This is a genomic window from Brevundimonas sp. (genome assembly GCF_036405315.1).
Taxonomy (GTDB): Bacteria; Pseudomonadota; Alphaproteobacteria; order Caulobacterales; family Caulobacteraceae; genus Brevundimonas.
This window is the reverse complement of sequence record NZ_DASWXW010000058.1, coordinates 1-16,374: the sequence shown is the minus strand read 5'-3', so window position 1 is coordinate 16,374 and position 16,374 is coordinate 1. Positions and strand designations below refer to the sequence as shown.

Here is a 16,374-nt window from a genome sequence, read left to right as displayed (position 1 = left end):
CCATCACAAAAGACTGAGGGCTTCCGATGTCATGCGCTCATGAAAAAGGCCGCCGGTCGAACCGGCGGCCTTTTCTGGATCAGATCGAGATCGATCAGAACTTGAAGCTGGCCCGCAGCAGCAGGGTGTAGCGGACGTAGTCTTCCAGCAGTTCGGCGTCGCCGGTGATGGCGAGCATGCCGAGGTCGTTGCCGATGTTCAGGCGGAAGCCGAGGATGGGGCCGCCGCCTTCGATGCTGGCGGGATCCAGGGTGAAGGCGTCGCCGCCCGAGGTAAAGCGGGCGATGGTCGTGCCGGCGTCGACCGAGAAGTTCTGGCGCCAGCCGAGGCGTACTTCAGGACGAATCCAGCCGTTCTGGCCGAAGCCGTAGCCGATGTTCACGGCGGCGACGCCGGAGAACATATGACCGTCGCGCTCTTCGATATCGAGGTCGAAGCCGTCGCCGCCGCCCTTTTCGGTGCGGGCGCCCTCGCTCAGCGAGAAGTACTCGCCGTAGATCTCGGGGCGGATGTTCACCCGGCCGAAGGTGCGCTCATAGGAGGCGCCGCCGGCGGCGGCCAGGGTGAAGCCGTGCCAGTCGGATTCGTTCTTCAGGTTGATGCCGTCGGCGACCAGTTTGCGGGTCGCGTTGAACGAGGCGTAGCCGCCCGCCGCGCGGGCCCAGGTCGTCCAGTACTGACCCTGGGCGCGCCAGTAGAGGCCCAGTTCCAGAAGATTGGCCGACAGGACTTCTTCGGCGGCGGCCTCGGGATCTTCCAGGTCCGACGAGGTGAAGGCCGCCGAAAGGCCGACCGCGCCCATGCCGGTGCCGCGCTCGACGCCGCCGGCGACGCCGAAGCCCTCGGAGCGGAAGCCGTAGGAGTCGGTCTTGTCCTTGTCAGCGTAGAAGTTGATCTCCTGCACCCAGGCGCTGGTCTCGCCGGGCGCCGCCGAGGCGTTGCGGCCGGTCAGGGCGCGAGTCACGGCGTCGACGCCGCTGGCCAGGGAGAGCAGGGGGCCGCCCGAGTGGTCAGGCAGCATCTGCTCATAGATGTCGAAGAAGCCGTCTCTTCCGGTTTGGTTCAGGATGGCGTTGCGGATGGCTTCATTCTTGTCGAGCGCGCCGTAGATCGAATCGTAGGCGGCGGATTCGACGTCGATCATGCCGGCTTCTTCAGCCGTGCGACGACGCGCATCGACATAGATGTCGCCGGCGGCGACGTCGGCGCCGGCCTTCACCACGAAGGCGTAGGGCGAATTGGCCTGGATGGCGTCGGCGTCGATCGTCCCGACGTTGAGCGTGTTCGCATCAATGATGGTGAAACGCGTGGGGTCCTGCAGCAGCGAGTTGAACCGCACCCCGAGGCCGGCGCCCGTGGCGATATTGGCGACGCCGTCGACCTTGAAGCCGCTATTCGTGCCTTTGGCGGGATCGAGGGTGACGACCAGGTCGCCGTCAGCGCCCACGTTCAGATTGCTGATGGTGGTCACGCCGCTTTGGCGAGCGTCGAGCGTGCCCTTGGAGATGTCGATGTCCAGCAGGCCGTCCGAATTGTCGATCGCGCCGCGAACCACGGCCCCGCCCGAAATCGACAGGCGGTCGGCGCCCGCGCCGAACGAGATGTCGCCTTCGACCACGCCGTTTTGAATGTCGAGGAGATCGGCGCCCGAGCCCAGTTTGATGTCGCCGATGGTGAGGGGCTCGCGCGAATTTGTCACGCCGTCGCCGTCAGTGTCCGGATCGGAGGGCGTGGCCGTGCCGGCGACGCCCTTCTGCGTGAAGGTGACGCCGGAGGTGTTGGCGCTGACGTCGATGGCCGTGGCCTTGCCGGTGATCGGGTCGCCATTGGCGTTCGGCGAGACAGTGGCCTGAATCGACCGAGTGTTGGTGATCGACGTCAGGCTGCCGCTGAGATCGGCGATCGCGGTCGTATTGGCCGTGCCGCCGCCCGTCGTCGCGGCGATGGTGCCGTCGTTGTTGAGCGACGAGACATTCGCACCGGCTTCGATCCGAACGGCCGTGACCTGGTTCTTTCCGTCGGTGGACGAAGCGGCGCTGATGGTGCCCGTGTTCGTCAACGTCGGCGTGGCGGCGTCGGCCGCGAACCGAATAGCCGTCGCGTCGGCCTTGTTGGCCAGGACGGCGATCGAACCTTCGTTACGCACCCCGCCCTGGATCGTCACGGCCTGGCCGCCGGCGACGCCGAACTGGACCGCCGTGGCGGCGACGTTGTCGTAGACGCCGATCCCGAAAATTTCACCGCGGTTGACGAAGCCGTATGCGTTGTTTCCCGTGCCGGCGACGCCGAGGGTCACGCTGTTCGTCGTGGAGCCCACGACCACGGCGGGCGCTGCGCCGAAGGACGTGATCTTGGCCGTGGTTTCATTGGCGTCGGGCAGGCCGTCGCCGTCACGATCCGAATCCTCGCGGTTCTTGACGCCGTCGCCGTCGTCATCCTCGTCGCCGTTCTTGACGCTGTCGCCGTCGTCGTCGCCGTCGATGCCGGCGGCGCTATAGACGGGGCCGGCGTCGAACAGGACGCCCTTGGCGACGTTGCCGCCGACAAGCACGGCCGGTCCGCCCTGGAGCAGGTCGTCGGCGTCGAGATTCTCGAGGAACAGGGTTTCAGCGGGAACCGTGCCGGTCGTCGGCTTGCTGTTGGGCCGCGTGGTGTAGCGATAGCCGGACGAAGTGACCGTGCCCTGGATCGCCAGCCGTCCATCCACGGCGCCGTTCACGGCGACGCCGACTGCATTCTCGCCTCGGGCGTTCACGGAACCCAGGACGCTGACATTGCCGGTCACGGGGCCGCTGACGCTGATGGCGCGCGTGTTGTTGCCCGTGACGTTGATGTTGCCGAAGCTGGTCAGGTTGCCCACCAGGGGCGCTTCAACCGAAACGCCGTAGGAGTTGTTGCCTTCGACCAGAATCGATCCCGTCGACTCGATCAGAATGTCGCCGGTCTTGGCTGTGGGGCCGGCGACGCGCAGGCCGTAGCGGCCCGTGCCCGAGGCGAAGGGACCGTCGGCGTCGCCGTCCTTGTCGGTGTCCTTATACTCATCGATGTCGTCGGTGACGCTGATGCTGCCGCCGATGGTGATCGGCCCCGTCGTTCCGCCCTGGGCCAGAATGGCGGTCGCACCGTCAGCCGCCTTGGCCATCGTGATGTTGGAGCCGTTGTCCAGATCAAGGCCATGACTGGAATCGATCGTCACCGCCGCGCCGCTCGTCACCGCGACCGACCCGCCGTTGGCCAGGCGGATGCTGTCCGGCGCCGTGCCCGTGGCGTTGGAGGTCGAGATCGGGGTCGTGCGGGCGGTCGAAATGACCACCTCGGCCTGAGCCCCGGCGGCAACCATCAAGGGGGCGATCGCCACCGCGGTCGCGAGCAGAATACGCATCAGATAGAAACCCCTCGTGGACACACGCGCAACGACGCCAGCCGCCCGTTTAACAGGCTCGGCGCCACCATGCCCCAAGTTTCTCGAATTTGAGGCGAATGCAAGGCCGGGGGTAGTGCGGCGAAGCTGAACGGGAGATGAAAACCGCCATTCCTCCCCGTCTGATGCGGGTTCTGAAAAAGGATGCTTGAGCGGAGCAGTTTCCGGCGCTACGGGCGATTCATGGTGAGTTCCAAACGCGCACGTCGCATCCGAAGCCGGGCCGGCCGCGTTACGGCCTCAAATCCGGGAGAAGCCGCCTCGATGAGCATGAGCGATATCGACGTCCAGGAAAGCGAGCTTCGCCTGTTTCCCGGGCTGGACGAGGAAGTCGCCGAGACTCTGAGGGCGCTGAAGGCCTCGACGTTCGATCCTCGGCCCCGATTGGTGGACACGACCATGCTGTTCGCGCCCCGATCCGGCGGCGTGAAGCGCTATCTCCTGTCCAAGAAGGCCTGGCTTGAGACGAATCGGCCCGCCATCGCTCACACCCTGGTGGTGCCGGGCGCCAAGCATAAGGCGGGGGCGGACGGCATCGTCCAGCTTCATGCCGCCAAGCTGCCGTTCGGCGACGGCTATCGGTGGCCGAGCTCGGTGCGGCGATGGGGCGCCTGGGTGGCGTCGATGAACCCGGCCGTGATCGAGGCGGGCGATCCCTATACGCCGGGGCAGGGCGCGCTGGAGGCCGGACAAAGAGCGGGCTGCCCCGTCGTCGGATTCTGCCACTCGGACCCGGCGGGTCTGGCGGCGCTGCATTTCGGCGAATGGGCGAAGAAGCCGGTCGAGAAGCGTTGGGCCAAGCTGTTCTCGCAATTCGACCGTGTGGTCTCGCCGAGCCGCTTCATCGCGCGGCGTCTGGAGGAAGCCGGCGTCGGCGGCATTGTGATTCGCCCGTTGGGCGTCGAGGTCGACACCTTCCGTCCTGATCGCCGGGATCGCGACTGGCTGCTGAAGAAGCTGGGCCTGGGCGCCGACGCCCGTCTGCTGTGCTTCGCCGGCCGTCCCGCCAAGGAGAAGAACGTCGATGTCCTGATCGACGCGGTGCAGCGCCTGGGCGCGCCCTATCATCTGGTGCTGGTCGGCGCCGGGGCGGGAATGCCGCCAGAAGATCGCGTGATCTCTCTGCCCTATGAGAAGGACCCCAAGGCCGTGGCGCGGATCATAGCCAGTTGCGACGCCTTTGTTCACGCCAATGATAAGGAGCCGTTCGGCCTGATCGTGCTGGAGGCCATGGCCTGCGGCCGTCCTGTCGTGGGCGTCAACGCGGGCGGCGTGGCCGAGACGGTCGATCTGAACGTCGGGCAGTTGGCGCGTTCGGCGGACCCTGCCGACTACGCCGAGGCGATCGAGGCGCTGTTCGAACGGGACGTCGAGGCCCTGGGCCAGGCGGCGCGGATCAAGATGGTGGAACAGTTCGCCTGGAACCGGGTCTTCGAGGACCTGTCGATGCTCTATGGCGAACTGAGCGGCCGACCCGAGTTCGTCATGCCGCAAGAGATCGCGCCGCTGAACTAGCGGCGCGACGTCGGCGTGCGCACACGTGCGCGGCGGCGACAAAACCATGTTCATGAGAAGAGAGGCGACGCTCTTTGGGGCGGTGTGCGCCATTCTCTTCGCTGAAGAGAATGGCGCGAGTGACGGGGCTCGAACCCGCGACCTCCGGCGTGACAGGCCGGCACTCTAACCAACTGAGCTACACCCGCGTTCCCCTCCGCGAGGAGGAGAAGGGCGGATTAAGGGCGACTCACGATGGGGTCAAGCGCAATGTGCGAAGAAGCCGAAAAAAGCTGCGAATTCAGCTTCTAGCGCCCGCAGTCGAGGCCGGGCGCATCCGGCGCGGCGGCGGCGCCCAGGCCCAGCGCCTTCTGCATGAAGACCACGTCGCGCCAGGCGTCGAACTTCCATCCGGCGGCGTGGAAGACGCCGACGTGCTCGAACCCGGCGGCGGCGTGCAGGGCGATGGAGCCGGCGTTGGCGCTGTCGCCGATCACCGCCACCATCTGACGCATGCCCAGGGCCTCACAGGCGCTCAGCAGGGCGTCCAGCAGGGCCTTGCCGACGCCGCGCCCGCGAAACGCCTCGGCCACATAGATCGAGTCCTCGACCAGAAAGCGATAGGCGGCGCGCAGGCGATAGGGCCCGGCATAGGCGTAGCCCGCGACCTGACCGTCGATCTCGGCGGTCAGCACCGGCAGGCCGAGCGAAGCGGGCGCGGCCAGGCGCGCTCGCATATCCTCCGCCGAGGGGACGTCCAGCTCGAACGTCCCCGTGCCGTGCAGCACGCTGTCGGCGTAGATGGTGGTGACAGCCGCCAGATCGGCTTCCGCAAAGGGCCGAACGATCACACCTTCTGCCAGCCCTTGTCGACGGCCCAGACGGCGAAGGCGTAGTCGTGGGCCACGTCCTTTAGATAGTCGAAGCGGCCCGAAGAGCTGAAGTGGCCCGCCGTCATGTTGATCTTCAGCAGGACCGGATTGCCCGAGGTCGTCGCGGGCCGCAGCTTGGCCACCCACTTCTCCGGCTCCCAATAGGTGACGCGCGGATCGGACAGGCCGCCGGTGGCCAGCACCGCCGGATAGGGCTTGGCCTCGATCTGGTCGTAGGGGCTGTAGCTGTACATGTAGTCGTAGGCGGCGGCGTCCTCGATCGGGTTGCCCCACTCGGGCCACTCCGGCGGCGTCAGCGGCAGGCTGGTGTCGCTCATGGTGTTGATCACGTCGACGAAGGGCACGCTGCCGATCACCCCGGCCCACAGGTCGGGCCGCATATTGGTGACGGCCCCCATCAGCAGACCGCCCGCCGACCCACCCTGGGCCACGATCCTGCCCGCCGTAGCGTAGTTGCGGTCGATCAGGTGTTCGGCGCAGGCGATGAAGTCGGTGAAGGTGTTCTTCTTGGTCATCCGGCGGGCGTCCAGGAACCAGCCCCAGCCCTTGTCCGAGCCGCCGCGGATGTGGGCGATGGCGTAGATGAAGCCGCGGTCCACCAGCGACAGCCGGTTGGTCGAGAAGCTGGCCGCCATCGGGATGCCGTAGGAGCCGTAGCCATAGAGCAGCAGGGGCGCCGAGCCGTCGACCGGCGTGTCCTTGCGGCGCAGCACCGTCACCGGCACCAGCTGGCCGTCCGAAGCCGGGGCGTTCAGCCGCTCGACCACATAGTCGGCCGGGTTGTGGCCCGACGGCACTTCTTGGACCTTGCGCAGGGTCCGCTCGCGCGTCTTCAGGTCGTAGTCATAGGTCGAGGTCGGCGTGGACGGCGAGTTGTAGCCGTAACGCATGACCGTGGTGTCGAACTCCGACGCCCCGCCCAGCGACAGGGCGTAGGCCGGCTCGTCCACGGCGATCTCGTGCTCGGCTCCGGCGCGGTCGCGGATGACGATCCTGGTGTTGGCGTCGGCGCGTTCCTGACGGCCCAGATAGTCCTTCACCAGGGCCACGCCCTCGATGAAGCGGCCCGGCGTGTGCGGAACCAGGTCCTTCCAGTTGGCCTTGGCCGGCGAGGCGGTCGGGGCCTCGACCACCTTGAAGTCGATGGCGTCGTCGGCGTTGGTGCGGATCACCCAACGGTCGCCCCAGTGGTCCAGGTCGTACAGGCGGCCGGTATGACGCGGCTCGACCACGACGGGCGTGGCGGTCGGGGTCGCGCCTGGAATGATGCGGCCCTCCGAGGTTTCCTGATTGCCGATGCCGATGACGATGAAGGCGTCGTCTGAGGTGCGGCTGACGCTCTGGAACATGCCGTCGTCGGTTTCCTCATAGACCAGGGTGGTCTCGCCGCCGCGCGCCGGACGACGGAAGATCTTGTCGGGACGGCCGTTGTCGTCGCGATTGGTCCAGAAGATCCACTGGCTGTCCGGCGAGAAGGTGAAGTTCTCGGTCGCCGATTCGATGGGGTTGGGCAGAACCTCGCCGGTCGCCAGATCCTTGATGTAGATCTTGAAGACCTCCGAGCCTTGCGCGTCCTCGGCGTAGGCGAACAGGGCGTGGTCGGGGCTGTGCTCGGTCGCTGAGACTTCCGAATAGGCCTTGCCCTCGGCCAGCGCGTTGCAGTCCAGCAGGAGCTGAGGCGTCGGGGCTTTGATGAAGGTCTTGGTCACGGGCTGGCCGTCGACCATCCAGGTCCCCTGACGCTCAATCCGCATATAGCGCGGGTGCTGCTCGCCCGTCCGGTACTCGGTGTAGTATTCCCAGGCGCCGTCGGCGGCGGGGACGGAGCTGTCGTCCTCCTTGATGCGGCCCTTCATCTCTTCGAACATCGCGGCCTGTAGCGGCAGGGTCGAGGCCATCATGGCTTCGCGATAGGCGTTCTCGGCGGTCAGGTGCTCCTTGACGTCGGCCTTGATCAGCGAGGGATCGCGCAGCACGGCCTGCCAGTTATCGTCCTTCATCCACTGATAGTCGTCGACGCGAACACGGCCCAATTGCTCGATGCGGACAGGGACCTTCTTGGCGACGGGCGGTTGGGGCAGGGACATCGAGGCTCCGGTAGTCGAACGGGCGAGTGCAGGGGAGGCGGCGGCGAGACCGACGGCGGCGGTCGAGGCGATCAGTTCGCGGCGATTCATGGACATGGCTCCCCTGTGGTTCGGCCGGACCTTGTGCCTGTGAACCGGCCGCGTCAAATGGCGGAATGATCATTCAGGATGTTCCGCCCGCACCGCCCGCCGTCGTGGCGCCCGTTCCCTGGGATCTGACCGTGGGGATGATCAACGCCACGGTGCAATTGGATCAGCCGATCAGTGATAGTCAGCGCAAGGTGGGCACGGGTTTCCTGATCGCGGCGCCAGGGCCCGGCGGCGAGCCGCGTGTGGTGCTGGTGACTGCCGCCCACGTCCTGAACGTCATGCCCGGCGTGGAGGCGCGCATCGGCTGGCGCACGGCGGAAGCGGACGGCGCCTGGAAGTTCACGCCGGGCAATCTGACGATCCGCGATGCGGCCGGAGCGCCGCTGTGGACCCAGCATCCTGAGCGCGACGTGGCGGTCATGGAGATCGCCGCCCCCGACGCCTTCACCCGCGCCGCCATTCCGATGGGGTGGCTGGCGGACGACACGACCTTCGACCGCTGGCGCGTCGGGCCGGGCGACGAACTGATGGCGCTGGGCTATCCGCATGGCCTGTCAGGTAACAAGGCGGGCTTTCCTATCCTGCGTCTGGGCCGGATCAGCTCATGGCCGCTGACGCCGATCCGCCACTTCCCCATCTTCCTGCTGGATTTCGCCGTGTCCCAAGGCAACTCGGGCGGGCCGGTCTTCTGGACGCCCGCCGTTGATCGCCTGCCCGGCGCGCCCACGCCGGATCACCCGTATATCGCGGGGGTTCTGGTCCAGGAGGTCCAGGGCGGCGGCGAGGGGTTGGAACTGGGCGTGGTCGCCCACGCCCAATATGTCCGCGAGGCGATCGCCTTACTGGATCAGCCCAAGACCTGAGATCTATCGCGCCGAAGCCGGCCTGGCTGCGCTGCAATCGTAATTTTGGCAGTAGCGGCGCCGCAGTTCCAGGAAGGCGGCATTGCTGTCGAACTGATCTTCCATCGCGGCCTGAAGATCGGTCATGTCGCTGAATTCAGAGAGGTCCTTCTCGGAAAACTCTCCGCTGGTCCACTGCTCCAGCGTTCGTTGAGGGATGGTGCGCGCCAGACCGCGGATGAACATCGCCTCGGTCTGCTCTCGGTTGGGGAAGAGTTCCTCGATCCAGGAGCGGACAACGGCGCGACGAGCTTCCGGCAACGGCGCTAGCAGAGCCCGGTAATCCTCTTCCGGCAGTTTTCCCATCAGCGACAGGTAGGCTTCCGCCGCGGCCAGATGGGGCGGCGTCGGTTCTTCGCCTCGCCAGGGTTTGGGCTGAACGCGAACCAGAGGGTCTGTGCTGAAAGGGATGTTGGTCACGATCCGGCTGTCCGTCGCGACGCCATCGACCCGACGAGGGGAAATGCGCCCACGCATGGCGATCTCGATCGCAGCAGGCCCGAAGCCCAGGCCGCCCGGCGTTTCACGCACGGCCTTGCAGTCCTTGACCAGGCCGAGGGTCGTGGTGACGCATTCCACCGCGACCAGTCCCGGAACCCCGATGGATAGCGCGAAGGCGGGATAATCCTCGATCGTCGCCTCAGGCGGCGTCCGCCATGAAGGATTGACGACCACCGTCGCCGTTTTGCGTTCGGCAGCCTGGGCGGACGACGGATCACCAGCCGCGAGAAGGACCGCACCGAGCAGAGCGCCCACGGACATGACCAGATATCCCGCGTTCGGTGGTGATTAGCTGACCTATCCCGCCAGCGCCTCTTCCGTCAGCCCCTGCAGCAGGTCTCCGCCTTGCCCCACGGCGGCCAGACGGCTGGAGACGTGGCCCAGGACATTGGCGGCGTAGAGTTCGTAGAGGTCCAGCTTGCCCTGCAGCCAGACGGGATCGCCGTTTCCGGCGTCGAGACGGGCCTTGGCGGCCAGGGCGCCCTTGGCCAGCATCCAGCCGCCGACCACGTCGCCCATCAGCTTCAGATAGGCGTCGGCGCCGGCCAGAACATCGGCGGCGCCGTCAGCGGCGGCCTTGCGGTCCAGCAGCCACAGGGTGGCGTCCTCGATCGCCTCAATGGCGGTGGCGAAACGCTCGACCGGCTTGCCGACATAGAGGCGGTCGATCTGGGCCAGGGTGGCTTTCATGTCGGCGATCAGCGCCTTGGCGGAATCGCCGCCGTCCATCGACAGCTTGCGGCCGACCAGATCCATGGCCTGGATGCCGTTGGTGCCCTCGTAGATCGGGGTGATGCGGGCATCGCGATAGTATTGGGCCGCGCCGGTCTCCTCGATGAAGCCCATGCCGCCGTGGACCTGAACGCCCAGGGAGGCGACCTCGCAGCCGACGTCGGTGGACCAGGCCTTGGCGATGGGGGTGAACAGGTCTTCGCGGCCCTTCCACGCCTTGCGCTCGGCCTCGGCGGCGGCGTGCTTGGCCAGGTCGGCGGCGACACCGGTCGACAGGCAGATGGCGCGGGCGGCGGCGATCTTGGCCTTCATGACGCCCAGGGTGCGGCGCACGTCGGGGTGGTCGAAGATCGGGGCGTTCTTCTCGCCGGTCCAGATGCTGCGGCCCTGACGGCGCTCCAGGGCATAGGCCAGGGCGTGCTGGTAGGCGCGCTCGGCGACGCCCACGCCCTCGACGCCGACGGCCAGGCGGGCGGCGTTCATCATGACGAACATATGGGCCAGGCCCTCGTTCGGACGACCGACCAGTTCGGCACGGGCGCCCTCATAGGCCATGACGCAGGTGGGCGAGGCGTGGATGCCCAGCTTGTGCTCGACCCCGACCGGGTGGAAGGCGTTGCGTTCGCCCAGCGAGCCGTCGGCGTTGACGGCGAACTTGGGCGTCAGGAACAGGCTGATGCCCTTGGGGCCCGCAGGGGCGTCGGGCAGGCGGGCCAGCACCAGGTGGATGATGTTGTCCGTGGCGTCGTGGTCGCCCCAGGTGATGAAGATCTTCTGGCCGTTCAGGGCGTAGGTGCCGTCGCCGTTCGGCGTGGCCGTGGTGGTCAGGGCGCCCAGGTCCGATCCGGCGTGTGGTTCGGTCAGGACCATGGCGCCGGTCCATTCGCCGCTGACCAGCTTGGGCAGATAGGTGGACTTTTGATGCTCGGTGCCGACCTGTTCCAGCGCCTCGATCGAGGCCAGGGACAGCATGGGGCAGAGGCCGAAAGCCATGTTGGCGGCGTGGACGGTCTCATAGGCCGCCAACTCCAGCGCCTTGGGCAGGGCCTGGCCGCCGGCCTCGACCGAGGCGGTCAGGCTGGTCCAGCCGCCTTCGGCGAACTGCCTGTAGGCGTCGACGAAGCCGGGCGCGGCGGTGACGGCGCCACTCGCATACTTGGCGCCGGCCAGGTCGCCCGGACGGTTCAGCGGGGCCAGGACCTGTTCCGAGAACTGGCCGGCGGCCTCCAGCACCGCGCCCATGACGTCGGCGTCGTAGTCGGGAAAGGCGCCGGTGGCGGCGACCTGATCAATGCCGGCGACGGCTTCCAGGGCGAAGGCGAGGTCACGGACGGGGGCGCGGTAGCTCATGGCGGTCTCCAGAATCTTCAAACTGCTTCTGACGCCCGGGGCGTCGAGGATGCAAGGGCGCTTGGACTTTGGTCGAGGTTCCGCCACTCTGTGCCCCAGTGCCGTCGCGGAAGGAAAGACCCTTGGCCGAACCTCGAAATCGTTACTCCGCCGTATCGCTGACCTTGCACTGGATCATCGCCTTGGCCGTGGTCGCGCAGATTCTGCTGATTATGGCGCATGACGCGACGGAGGGCGCGCTGTCGCGAGAGTTCACGCAGACCCACAAGGCTGTGGGGGTGACGATTTTGGTGCTGACGCTAGCGCGGCTGGTGTGGCGTCTGGCGCACCCGTTGATCGCCCTGCCGTCGGGGACGCCGACGTGGGAGCGGATTTTGTCGCGAGGGACGCAGTTCCTATTCTACGCGGTTTTGCTGATCATGCCTCTGACGGGGTGGCTGGCCTCGTCGGCGGCCGGGCGCGACATCAGCTGGTTCGGCCTGTTCCAGTGGCCCTTGCTGCCGATCGGGGGCGGGCGCGAGGCGGCGGGACAGTTCATGGATGTGCATGAAATCGTGGCCAAGCTGCTCTATGTGCTGATCTTCCTGCACGTCGCGGGCGCGCTGAAGCACCAGTTCATCAACCGGGACAATGTTCTGCACCGCATGATTCCCCTGATCCCGCGCCGGCCATGAAAGGCGACACTCCCGAAATCGCCGCTGAGGCGCTGAAAACCGGGCGGCTGGTCATGCTGCCGACTGAGACGGTCTATGGGCTGGCGGCCGACGCCGCGAACCCGCAGGCGGTGGCGCGCATCTTCGAGGCCAAGGGAAGACCGCGTTTCAACCCCTTGATCGCGCACGTCGCCAACGCCCTGGACGCCGAGACGATCGCCGTTTTCGACGACCGCGCGCGGGCTCTGGCCGAGGCCTTCTGGCCCGGCCCCCTGACCATCGTGGCCCCGGTGCGGGACCGCGAGCGCGTCTGTGATCTGGCGCGCGCGGGACTGGACAGCGTCGCCGTGCGCGTGCCCGGCCATCCGCGGGCGCGGGCGGTGATCGCCGCCTTCGGCGGGGCCGTGGTCGCGCCCTCGGCCAACCGCTCAGGCCGTCCCAGTCCGACCACCTTTGAAGACGCGCTGGAGGAGACCGGTCGGTCGGTCGGCGCCGCCGTGGACGGCGGGCCATGCGCTGTCGGCGTGGAAAGCACGGTCGTGTCGGTGCTGGACGGCAAGGTCGCCCTGCTGCGTCCCGGTTCGGTCACGCGCGAGGAGATCGAGGCCGTGGTAGGGCCGCTGGCGGAAGAAGCCGGGCAGGGGCATCGCTCGCCCGGTCGGCTGGCCCTGCACTACGCCCCCGACGCTCCGGTGCGGATAGAGGCCGAGACGGCGAACGAGGGCGAGATCCTGCTGGGCTTTGGTCCCGGCGTAGGCGAACCGCGCTGGAGCCTGAGCCCGACCGGCGACCTGCGTGAGGCGGCGGCCAATCTGTTCCGTCTGCTGCGCGAGGCGGACAGGACCAAGCCCGTCGGCATCGCCGTATCACCGATCCCGCACAAAGGGTTGGGCGAGGCGATCAACGACCGGCTGCGTCGTGCGGCGGGGTTCGTCGGCTAGAGGAAGCGGGCCTTCAGATCGACGCTGGAAGCCTTGCCCACCTGGGCCGCGCAGGTTTCCAGCCATTGCTCCGCCGCCTGACGCCCGCGCGCCTTCAGGTCATTGAGGAAGCTCCATTCCGTGTCGAACTTGGTCGACAGCGACAGGCTGCCCAGCCAGTCGTCGGCTTCGACAGCGTGCATGCGGACGCCGCGATAGTGGTCCTCCTTGCGGCTGAGCTTGCCTTCGGCGATCAGGTCCTGAACGAAGGCGACGGCGCGCAGTTCGGCCACCAACGGCGCATTGAACAGGATCTCGTTCAGCCGATCCATGATCTCGCCCGCTTCGCGCGGGGCCTCGTCGCGGACGAAGGGGTTGAGCGGCAACAGCAGGATGTCGTCGGGCGTGTCGGCGTAGAAAAGCGGCCACAGCGCCGGATTGGCCAGATAGCCGCCGTCCCAATAGGGCTCGCCCTCGATCTCGACCGCCTGGAACAGGTGCGGCAAACAGGCCGAGGCCAGCAGGACGTCGGGGGTGATCTCGGGCGTTCGGAACAGGCGCGACCGCCCGGCGCGCACCGCCGTGGTCGAGACGACCAACTGAATGTCGGAGCCCCGCACCGCGTCGAAATCGACAGCGGTCTCCAGCACGCGCTTCAGCGGGTTCAGATTGAAGGGGTTGAACGAATAGGGGCTCATCGACAGGGCCAGGGTCTCGCCGGCCTTCCACATCGGGCTGTCCTTGAGCCAGTCGGGCGTCAGGGCCTTGGACCAGATGGCGCTGTCGCCGAAGACGTTGCGGCCGCCGGATTGGTTGACCTCGCGCCACAGCTTGTCGAGCGCCGCGCGACCGCCCTCGGCCCCGTCCTGTTCCAGTCCCGTGATCAGGGCCGCCGCATTCATCGCCCCGGCCGAGGCGGCGGTGACGGCGCGGATGTCGAGAAGGTCGGCTTCCAGCAGCCGATCCAGCACGCCCCACTGAAAGGCGCCGTGTGAGCCGCCGCCCTGAAGCGCCAGGCATATGGGTGTGCGTTTCGCTCGAGCCACTCAAAACCCTCCGTCATCCTGGCCGAAGCGTAGCGAAGAGCCGGGACCGCAAGAAGCACTGTCGCCGGAATAGTCGTGTCTTGAGCGGTCCCGGATAACGGCTGCCCCGTTTCCGGGATGACGCTATGGGCGGCCTATTGCGCTGTCCAGCCGCCATCGACCGAGTAGTGCGAGCCGTTGGCCGAAGCGCCGAGGTCGGACACCAGATAGAGGAAGATGCCCGCCAGTTCGTCGGTGGTGACGAAGCGCTTGGTGGGCTGCGAACCGAGGATGACGTTCTTCATCACGTCCTCGGGCGTCATGCCGCGCGTGCGAGCCTGATCCTCGATCTGCTTGGCGACGATGGGAGTTTCGACGAAGCCGGGGCAGATGGCGTTGCAGGTGATGTTCTGTTGAGCCAGTTCCAGCGCCACCGTCTTGGTGAAGCCGATCACGCCGTGTTTGGCGGCGACATAGGCCGACTTGAACGGGCTGGCGACCAGGCCGTGGGCCGAGGCGATGTTGACGATGCGGCCGCGCCCTTGCGCCTTCATGATCGGGATCGCCGCCTTGGTGGCGTAGAAGGTCGAGGACAGGTTGATCGAAATGATCTTTTCCCACGCGTCGGCGGGGAAGTTCTCGACGGCTTCGACGTGCTGGATGCCGGCGTTGTTGACCAGGATGTCGAGGCGGCCCAGTTCGCGGTGCGCCGTGGCGACCATGTCGGCGATCTGATCCGGCTGGGTCATGTCGGCGGGGTGGTAGAGGACGCGAACGCCCGTCTCTGCGGCCAGATCGGCGCGGGTCTGTTCGATGACGGCCGGATCACCCAGCCCGTTCAGCACCACGTCGCCGCCGCATTGCGCGACGGCGCGGGCCAGAGCCAGGCCGATGCCGGAGGTCGAGCCGGAGACGACGGCGACATGGCCCTTGAGATCGTTCATGGCGAACATGCAGAGAGAACCCGTGGATTAGTATGCTGTTACGCAGCCTAACCGCAGTCGTTCATTCTGGCGATCAGGAATTTCCTTCTCTGATGAATATCCAGTCCGCATCCGTGGAAAGCGCCTTGTCGAAGCGATAGCCGTCGCGGTCGAAGGCCTTGAGATCCTCGGCCTTTTCAATGCGGTTCTCGATGGCGTAGCGGGCCATGGCGCCGCGCGCCTTCTTGGCGAAGAAGGAGATGATGCGGGCCTCGCCGTCCTTGCGCTCCTTGAAGTGAGGCGTGACCACCGGCAGCTTCAGCGCCTTGGCGTCGACGGCGCCGAAGTATTCCTGGCTGGCCAGGTTGACCAGGGTCCGGTCGGCCAGCGGCTCGGCGTCGGCGTTCAGGCGCTGCGAAATGCGCTCGCCCCAGAAGTCGTAGAGGTTCGCGCCGCGCTTGGTCTTCAGCCGCGTCCCCATCTCCAATCGATAGGGCTGTATGGCATCCAGCGGGCGCAGCAGGCCGTAGAAGCCCGACAGTATGCGCAGGTGATCCTGGGCCCAGGCAAGATCGACCGGCGCCAGCGAGCGGGCGTCCAGTCCGTCATAGACGTCGCCGGCGAAGGCGAAGACGGCCTGAAGCGCGCCCTCGCCCGCCTCGTTGTCGAAGGACTGGAAGCGTTCGTAGTTGAGGTCGGCCAGGGCGTCGGAAATCGACATCAAGCGACGCAGGTCGGCGCGGCTGAGCTTCTTCGTGACTTTCGCCAGTTCCGCCGTCTCGTCGGCGCATCGACGCGGGGTCGAAGCTACGTCGAGGGCAGGGGGCGTGAAGTCCAGCCGTTTGGCCGGGGACAGGACGATCAGCAAGGCGACACAGGCTCCGAAGCACCGGGAAGCCGGCCTCATAGGCCGCTTCCGTGACGATTTGAACCGTCGGCGGCGTCACAGCCGGTCGTATGACCTAGAAGAGGACGGCCGGATTCATGATCCGCTGCGGGTCGATGGCCTGACGGATCGCCTGCATGGTGGCGATCTCCAGCGGCGACTTGTAGCGGCGCGCCTCCTCGGTTTTCAGCCGTCCCAGGCCGTGTTCCGCCGAGATGGAGCCGTTGTAGCGGGCCACCACGTCGTGGACGATTTCGGACCCTTCCATCCAGCGGGCGATGAAAGCCGGCACGTCCTCGCCGACGCCGGGGATCACGTCATAGTGAAGGTTGCCGTCGCCGACGTGGCCGAAGACGGAGACCCGGCAGCCCGGATGGAATTTCTCGACCGCCGCCGTGGCCTCGTCGATGAAGTCGGCGATGCGCGACACCGGGACCGAGACATCGTGCTTCCAGCCGCCGCCCTCGGGCTTGAGCCCTGCCGAGTGTTCTTCGCGC

At 66.9% G+C, this 16,374-nt stretch carries 13 protein-coding genes and 1 tRNA gene; 4 read left to right on the top strand and 10 right to left on the bottom strand.

Features of this window, described 5'->3' with window-relative positions:
• Window positions 1-94: 94 nt before the first annotated feature.
• A complete protein-coding gene (locus VGE49_RS03720; RefSeq protein WP_331033236.1) occupies window positions 95-3,382 on the bottom strand; it encodes an autotransporter family protein in 3,288 nt (1,095 codons plus the stop codon).
• Between the two features lie 303 nt (window positions 3,383-3,685).
• Here VGE49_RS03720 and VGE49_RS03715 point away from each other — a divergent pair, with 303 nt between their 5' ends.
• Window positions 3,686-4,936, top strand: coding sequence for a glycosyltransferase (locus VGE49_RS03715; RefSeq protein ID WP_331033235.1), 1,251 nt, complete (start codon window positions 3,686-3,688; stop codon window positions 4,934-4,936).
• 111 nt (window positions 4,937-5,047) lie between these two features.
• Here VGE49_RS03715 and VGE49_RS03710 read toward each other — a convergent pair.
• From VGE49_RS03710 to VGE49_RS03700, 3 genes are all read right to left on the bottom strand, one after another.
• Window positions 5,048-5,124 (bottom strand) — tRNA-Asp (locus VGE49_RS03710).
• Between the two features lie 99 nt (window positions 5,125-5,223).
• Complete coding sequence (locus VGE49_RS03705; RefSeq protein ID WP_331033234.1) at window positions 5,224-5,766, bottom strand: GNAT family N-acetyltransferase; 543 nt, start codon at window positions 5,764-5,766, stop codon at window positions 5,224-5,226.
• Complete coding sequence (locus tag VGE49_RS03700; protein ID WP_331033233.1) at window positions 5,763-7,985, bottom strand: S9 family peptidase; 2,223 nt, start codon at window positions 7,983-7,985, stop codon at window positions 5,763-5,765. Before VGE49_RS03700 ends, VGE49_RS03705 begins: the two co-directional genes overlap by 4 nt.
• Before the next feature lie 65 nt (window positions 7,986-8,050).
• On the opposite strand from VGE49_RS03700, the gene VGE49_RS03695 reads away from it, so the two are divergent.
• Window positions 8,051-8,848, top strand: a complete 798-nt coding sequence (locus VGE49_RS03695) for a trypsin-like serine peptidase (RefSeq protein WP_331033232.1) — start codon at window positions 8,051-8,053, stop codon at window positions 8,846-8,848.
• Window positions 8,849-8,851: 3 nt separating this feature from the next.
• On the opposite strand, the gene VGE49_RS03690 is transcribed toward VGE49_RS03695, so the two are convergent.
• Window positions 8,852-9,649 carry an energy transducer TonB gene (locus tag VGE49_RS03690; RefSeq protein WP_331033231.1) on the bottom strand — a complete coding sequence of 266 codons (798 nt, stop codon included), beginning with the start codon at window positions 9,647-9,649 and terminating at the stop codon, window positions 8,852-8,854.
• A gap of 36 nt (window positions 9,650-9,685) precedes the next feature.
• Window positions 9,686-11,470, bottom strand: a complete 1,785-nt coding sequence (locus VGE49_RS03685) for an acyl-CoA dehydrogenase (RefSeq protein ID WP_331033230.1) — start codon at window positions 11,468-11,470, stop codon at window positions 9,686-9,688.
• 122 nt (window positions 11,471-11,592) lie between these two features.
• Between VGE49_RS03685 and VGE49_RS03680 the strand changes: the two genes are divergently transcribed.
• The gene (locus VGE49_RS03680) at window positions 11,593-12,144 is read left to right on the top strand and encodes a cytochrome b (RefSeq protein WP_331033229.1); all 552 of its coding nucleotides are present in this window, start codon (window positions 11,593-11,595) and stop codon (window positions 12,142-12,144) included.
• Window positions 12,141-13,064, top strand: a complete 924-nt coding sequence (locus tag VGE49_RS03675; RefSeq protein WP_331033228.1) for an L-threonylcarbamoyladenylate synthase — start codon at window positions 12,141-12,143, stop codon at window positions 13,062-13,064. The genes VGE49_RS03680 and VGE49_RS03675 overlap by 4 nt, the downstream gene beginning before the upstream one ends.
• Here VGE49_RS03675 and VGE49_RS03670 read toward each other — a convergent pair.
• The 4 genes from VGE49_RS03670 to VGE49_RS03655 all read right to left on the bottom strand — a co-directional run.
• Window positions 13,061-14,089 (bottom strand): patatin-like phospholipase family protein, encoded by a 1,029-nt coding sequence (locus VGE49_RS03670; RefSeq protein ID WP_331033227.1) that lies wholly within the window; start codon window positions 14,087-14,089, stop codon window positions 13,061-13,063. The genes VGE49_RS03675 and VGE49_RS03670 overlap by 4 nt on opposite strands.
• Window positions 14,090-14,223: 134 nt before the next feature.
• A complete protein-coding gene (locus tag VGE49_RS03665) occupies window positions 14,224-15,021 on the bottom strand; it encodes a 3-hydroxybutyrate dehydrogenase (RefSeq protein WP_331033226.1) in 798 nt (265 codons plus the stop codon).
• Window positions 15,022-15,085: 64 nt separating this feature from the next.
• Entirely contained in the window at window positions 15,086-15,859 is a 774-nt protein-coding gene (gene yaaA / locus VGE49_RS03660) for a peroxide stress protein YaaA (RefSeq protein ID WP_331033225.1), read from the bottom strand.
• A 94-nt stretch (window positions 15,860-15,953) separates the two neighbouring features.
• Window positions 15,954-16,374, bottom strand: a 421-nt coding sequence (locus VGE49_RS03655) for an FAD-linked oxidase C-terminal domain-containing protein (protein ID WP_331033224.1), incomplete at its 5' end; no start/stop codon positions are given.

Bases quoted from the DNA above. Each gene is read 5' to 3' on its own strand.
- VGE49_RS03675 (WP_331033228.1), top strand. From the start codon at position 12,141: ATGAAAGGCGACACTCCCGAAATCGCCGCTGAGGCGCTGAAAACCGGG.
- VGE49_RS03715 (WP_331033235.1), top strand. From the start codon at position 3,686: ATGAGCATGAGCGATATCGACGTCCAGGAAAGCGAGCTTCGCCTGTTT.
- VGE49_RS03685 (WP_331033230.1), bottom strand. From the start codon at position 11,470: ATGAGCTACCGCGCCCCCGTCCGTGACCTCGCCTTCGCCCTGGAAGCC.
- VGE49_RS03665 (WP_331033226.1), bottom strand. From the start codon at position 15,021: ATGTTCGCCATGAACGATCTCAAGGGCCATGTCGCCGTCGTCTCCGGC.
- VGE49_RS03700 (WP_331033233.1), bottom strand. From the start codon at position 7,985: ATGAATCGCCGCGAACTGATCGCCTCGACCGCCGCCGTCGGTCTCGCC.
- VGE49_RS03690 (WP_331033231.1), bottom strand. From the start codon at position 9,649: ATGTCCGTGGGCGCTCTGCTCGGTGCGGTCCTTCTCGCGGCTGGTGAT.
- VGE49_RS03720 (WP_331033236.1), bottom strand. From the start codon at position 3,382: ATGCGTATTCTGCTCGCGACCGCGGTGGCGATCGCCCCCTTGATGGTT.
- VGE49_RS03695 (WP_331033232.1), top strand. From the start codon at position 8,051: ATGATCATTCAGGATGTTCCGCCCGCACCGCCCGCCGTCGTGGCGCCC.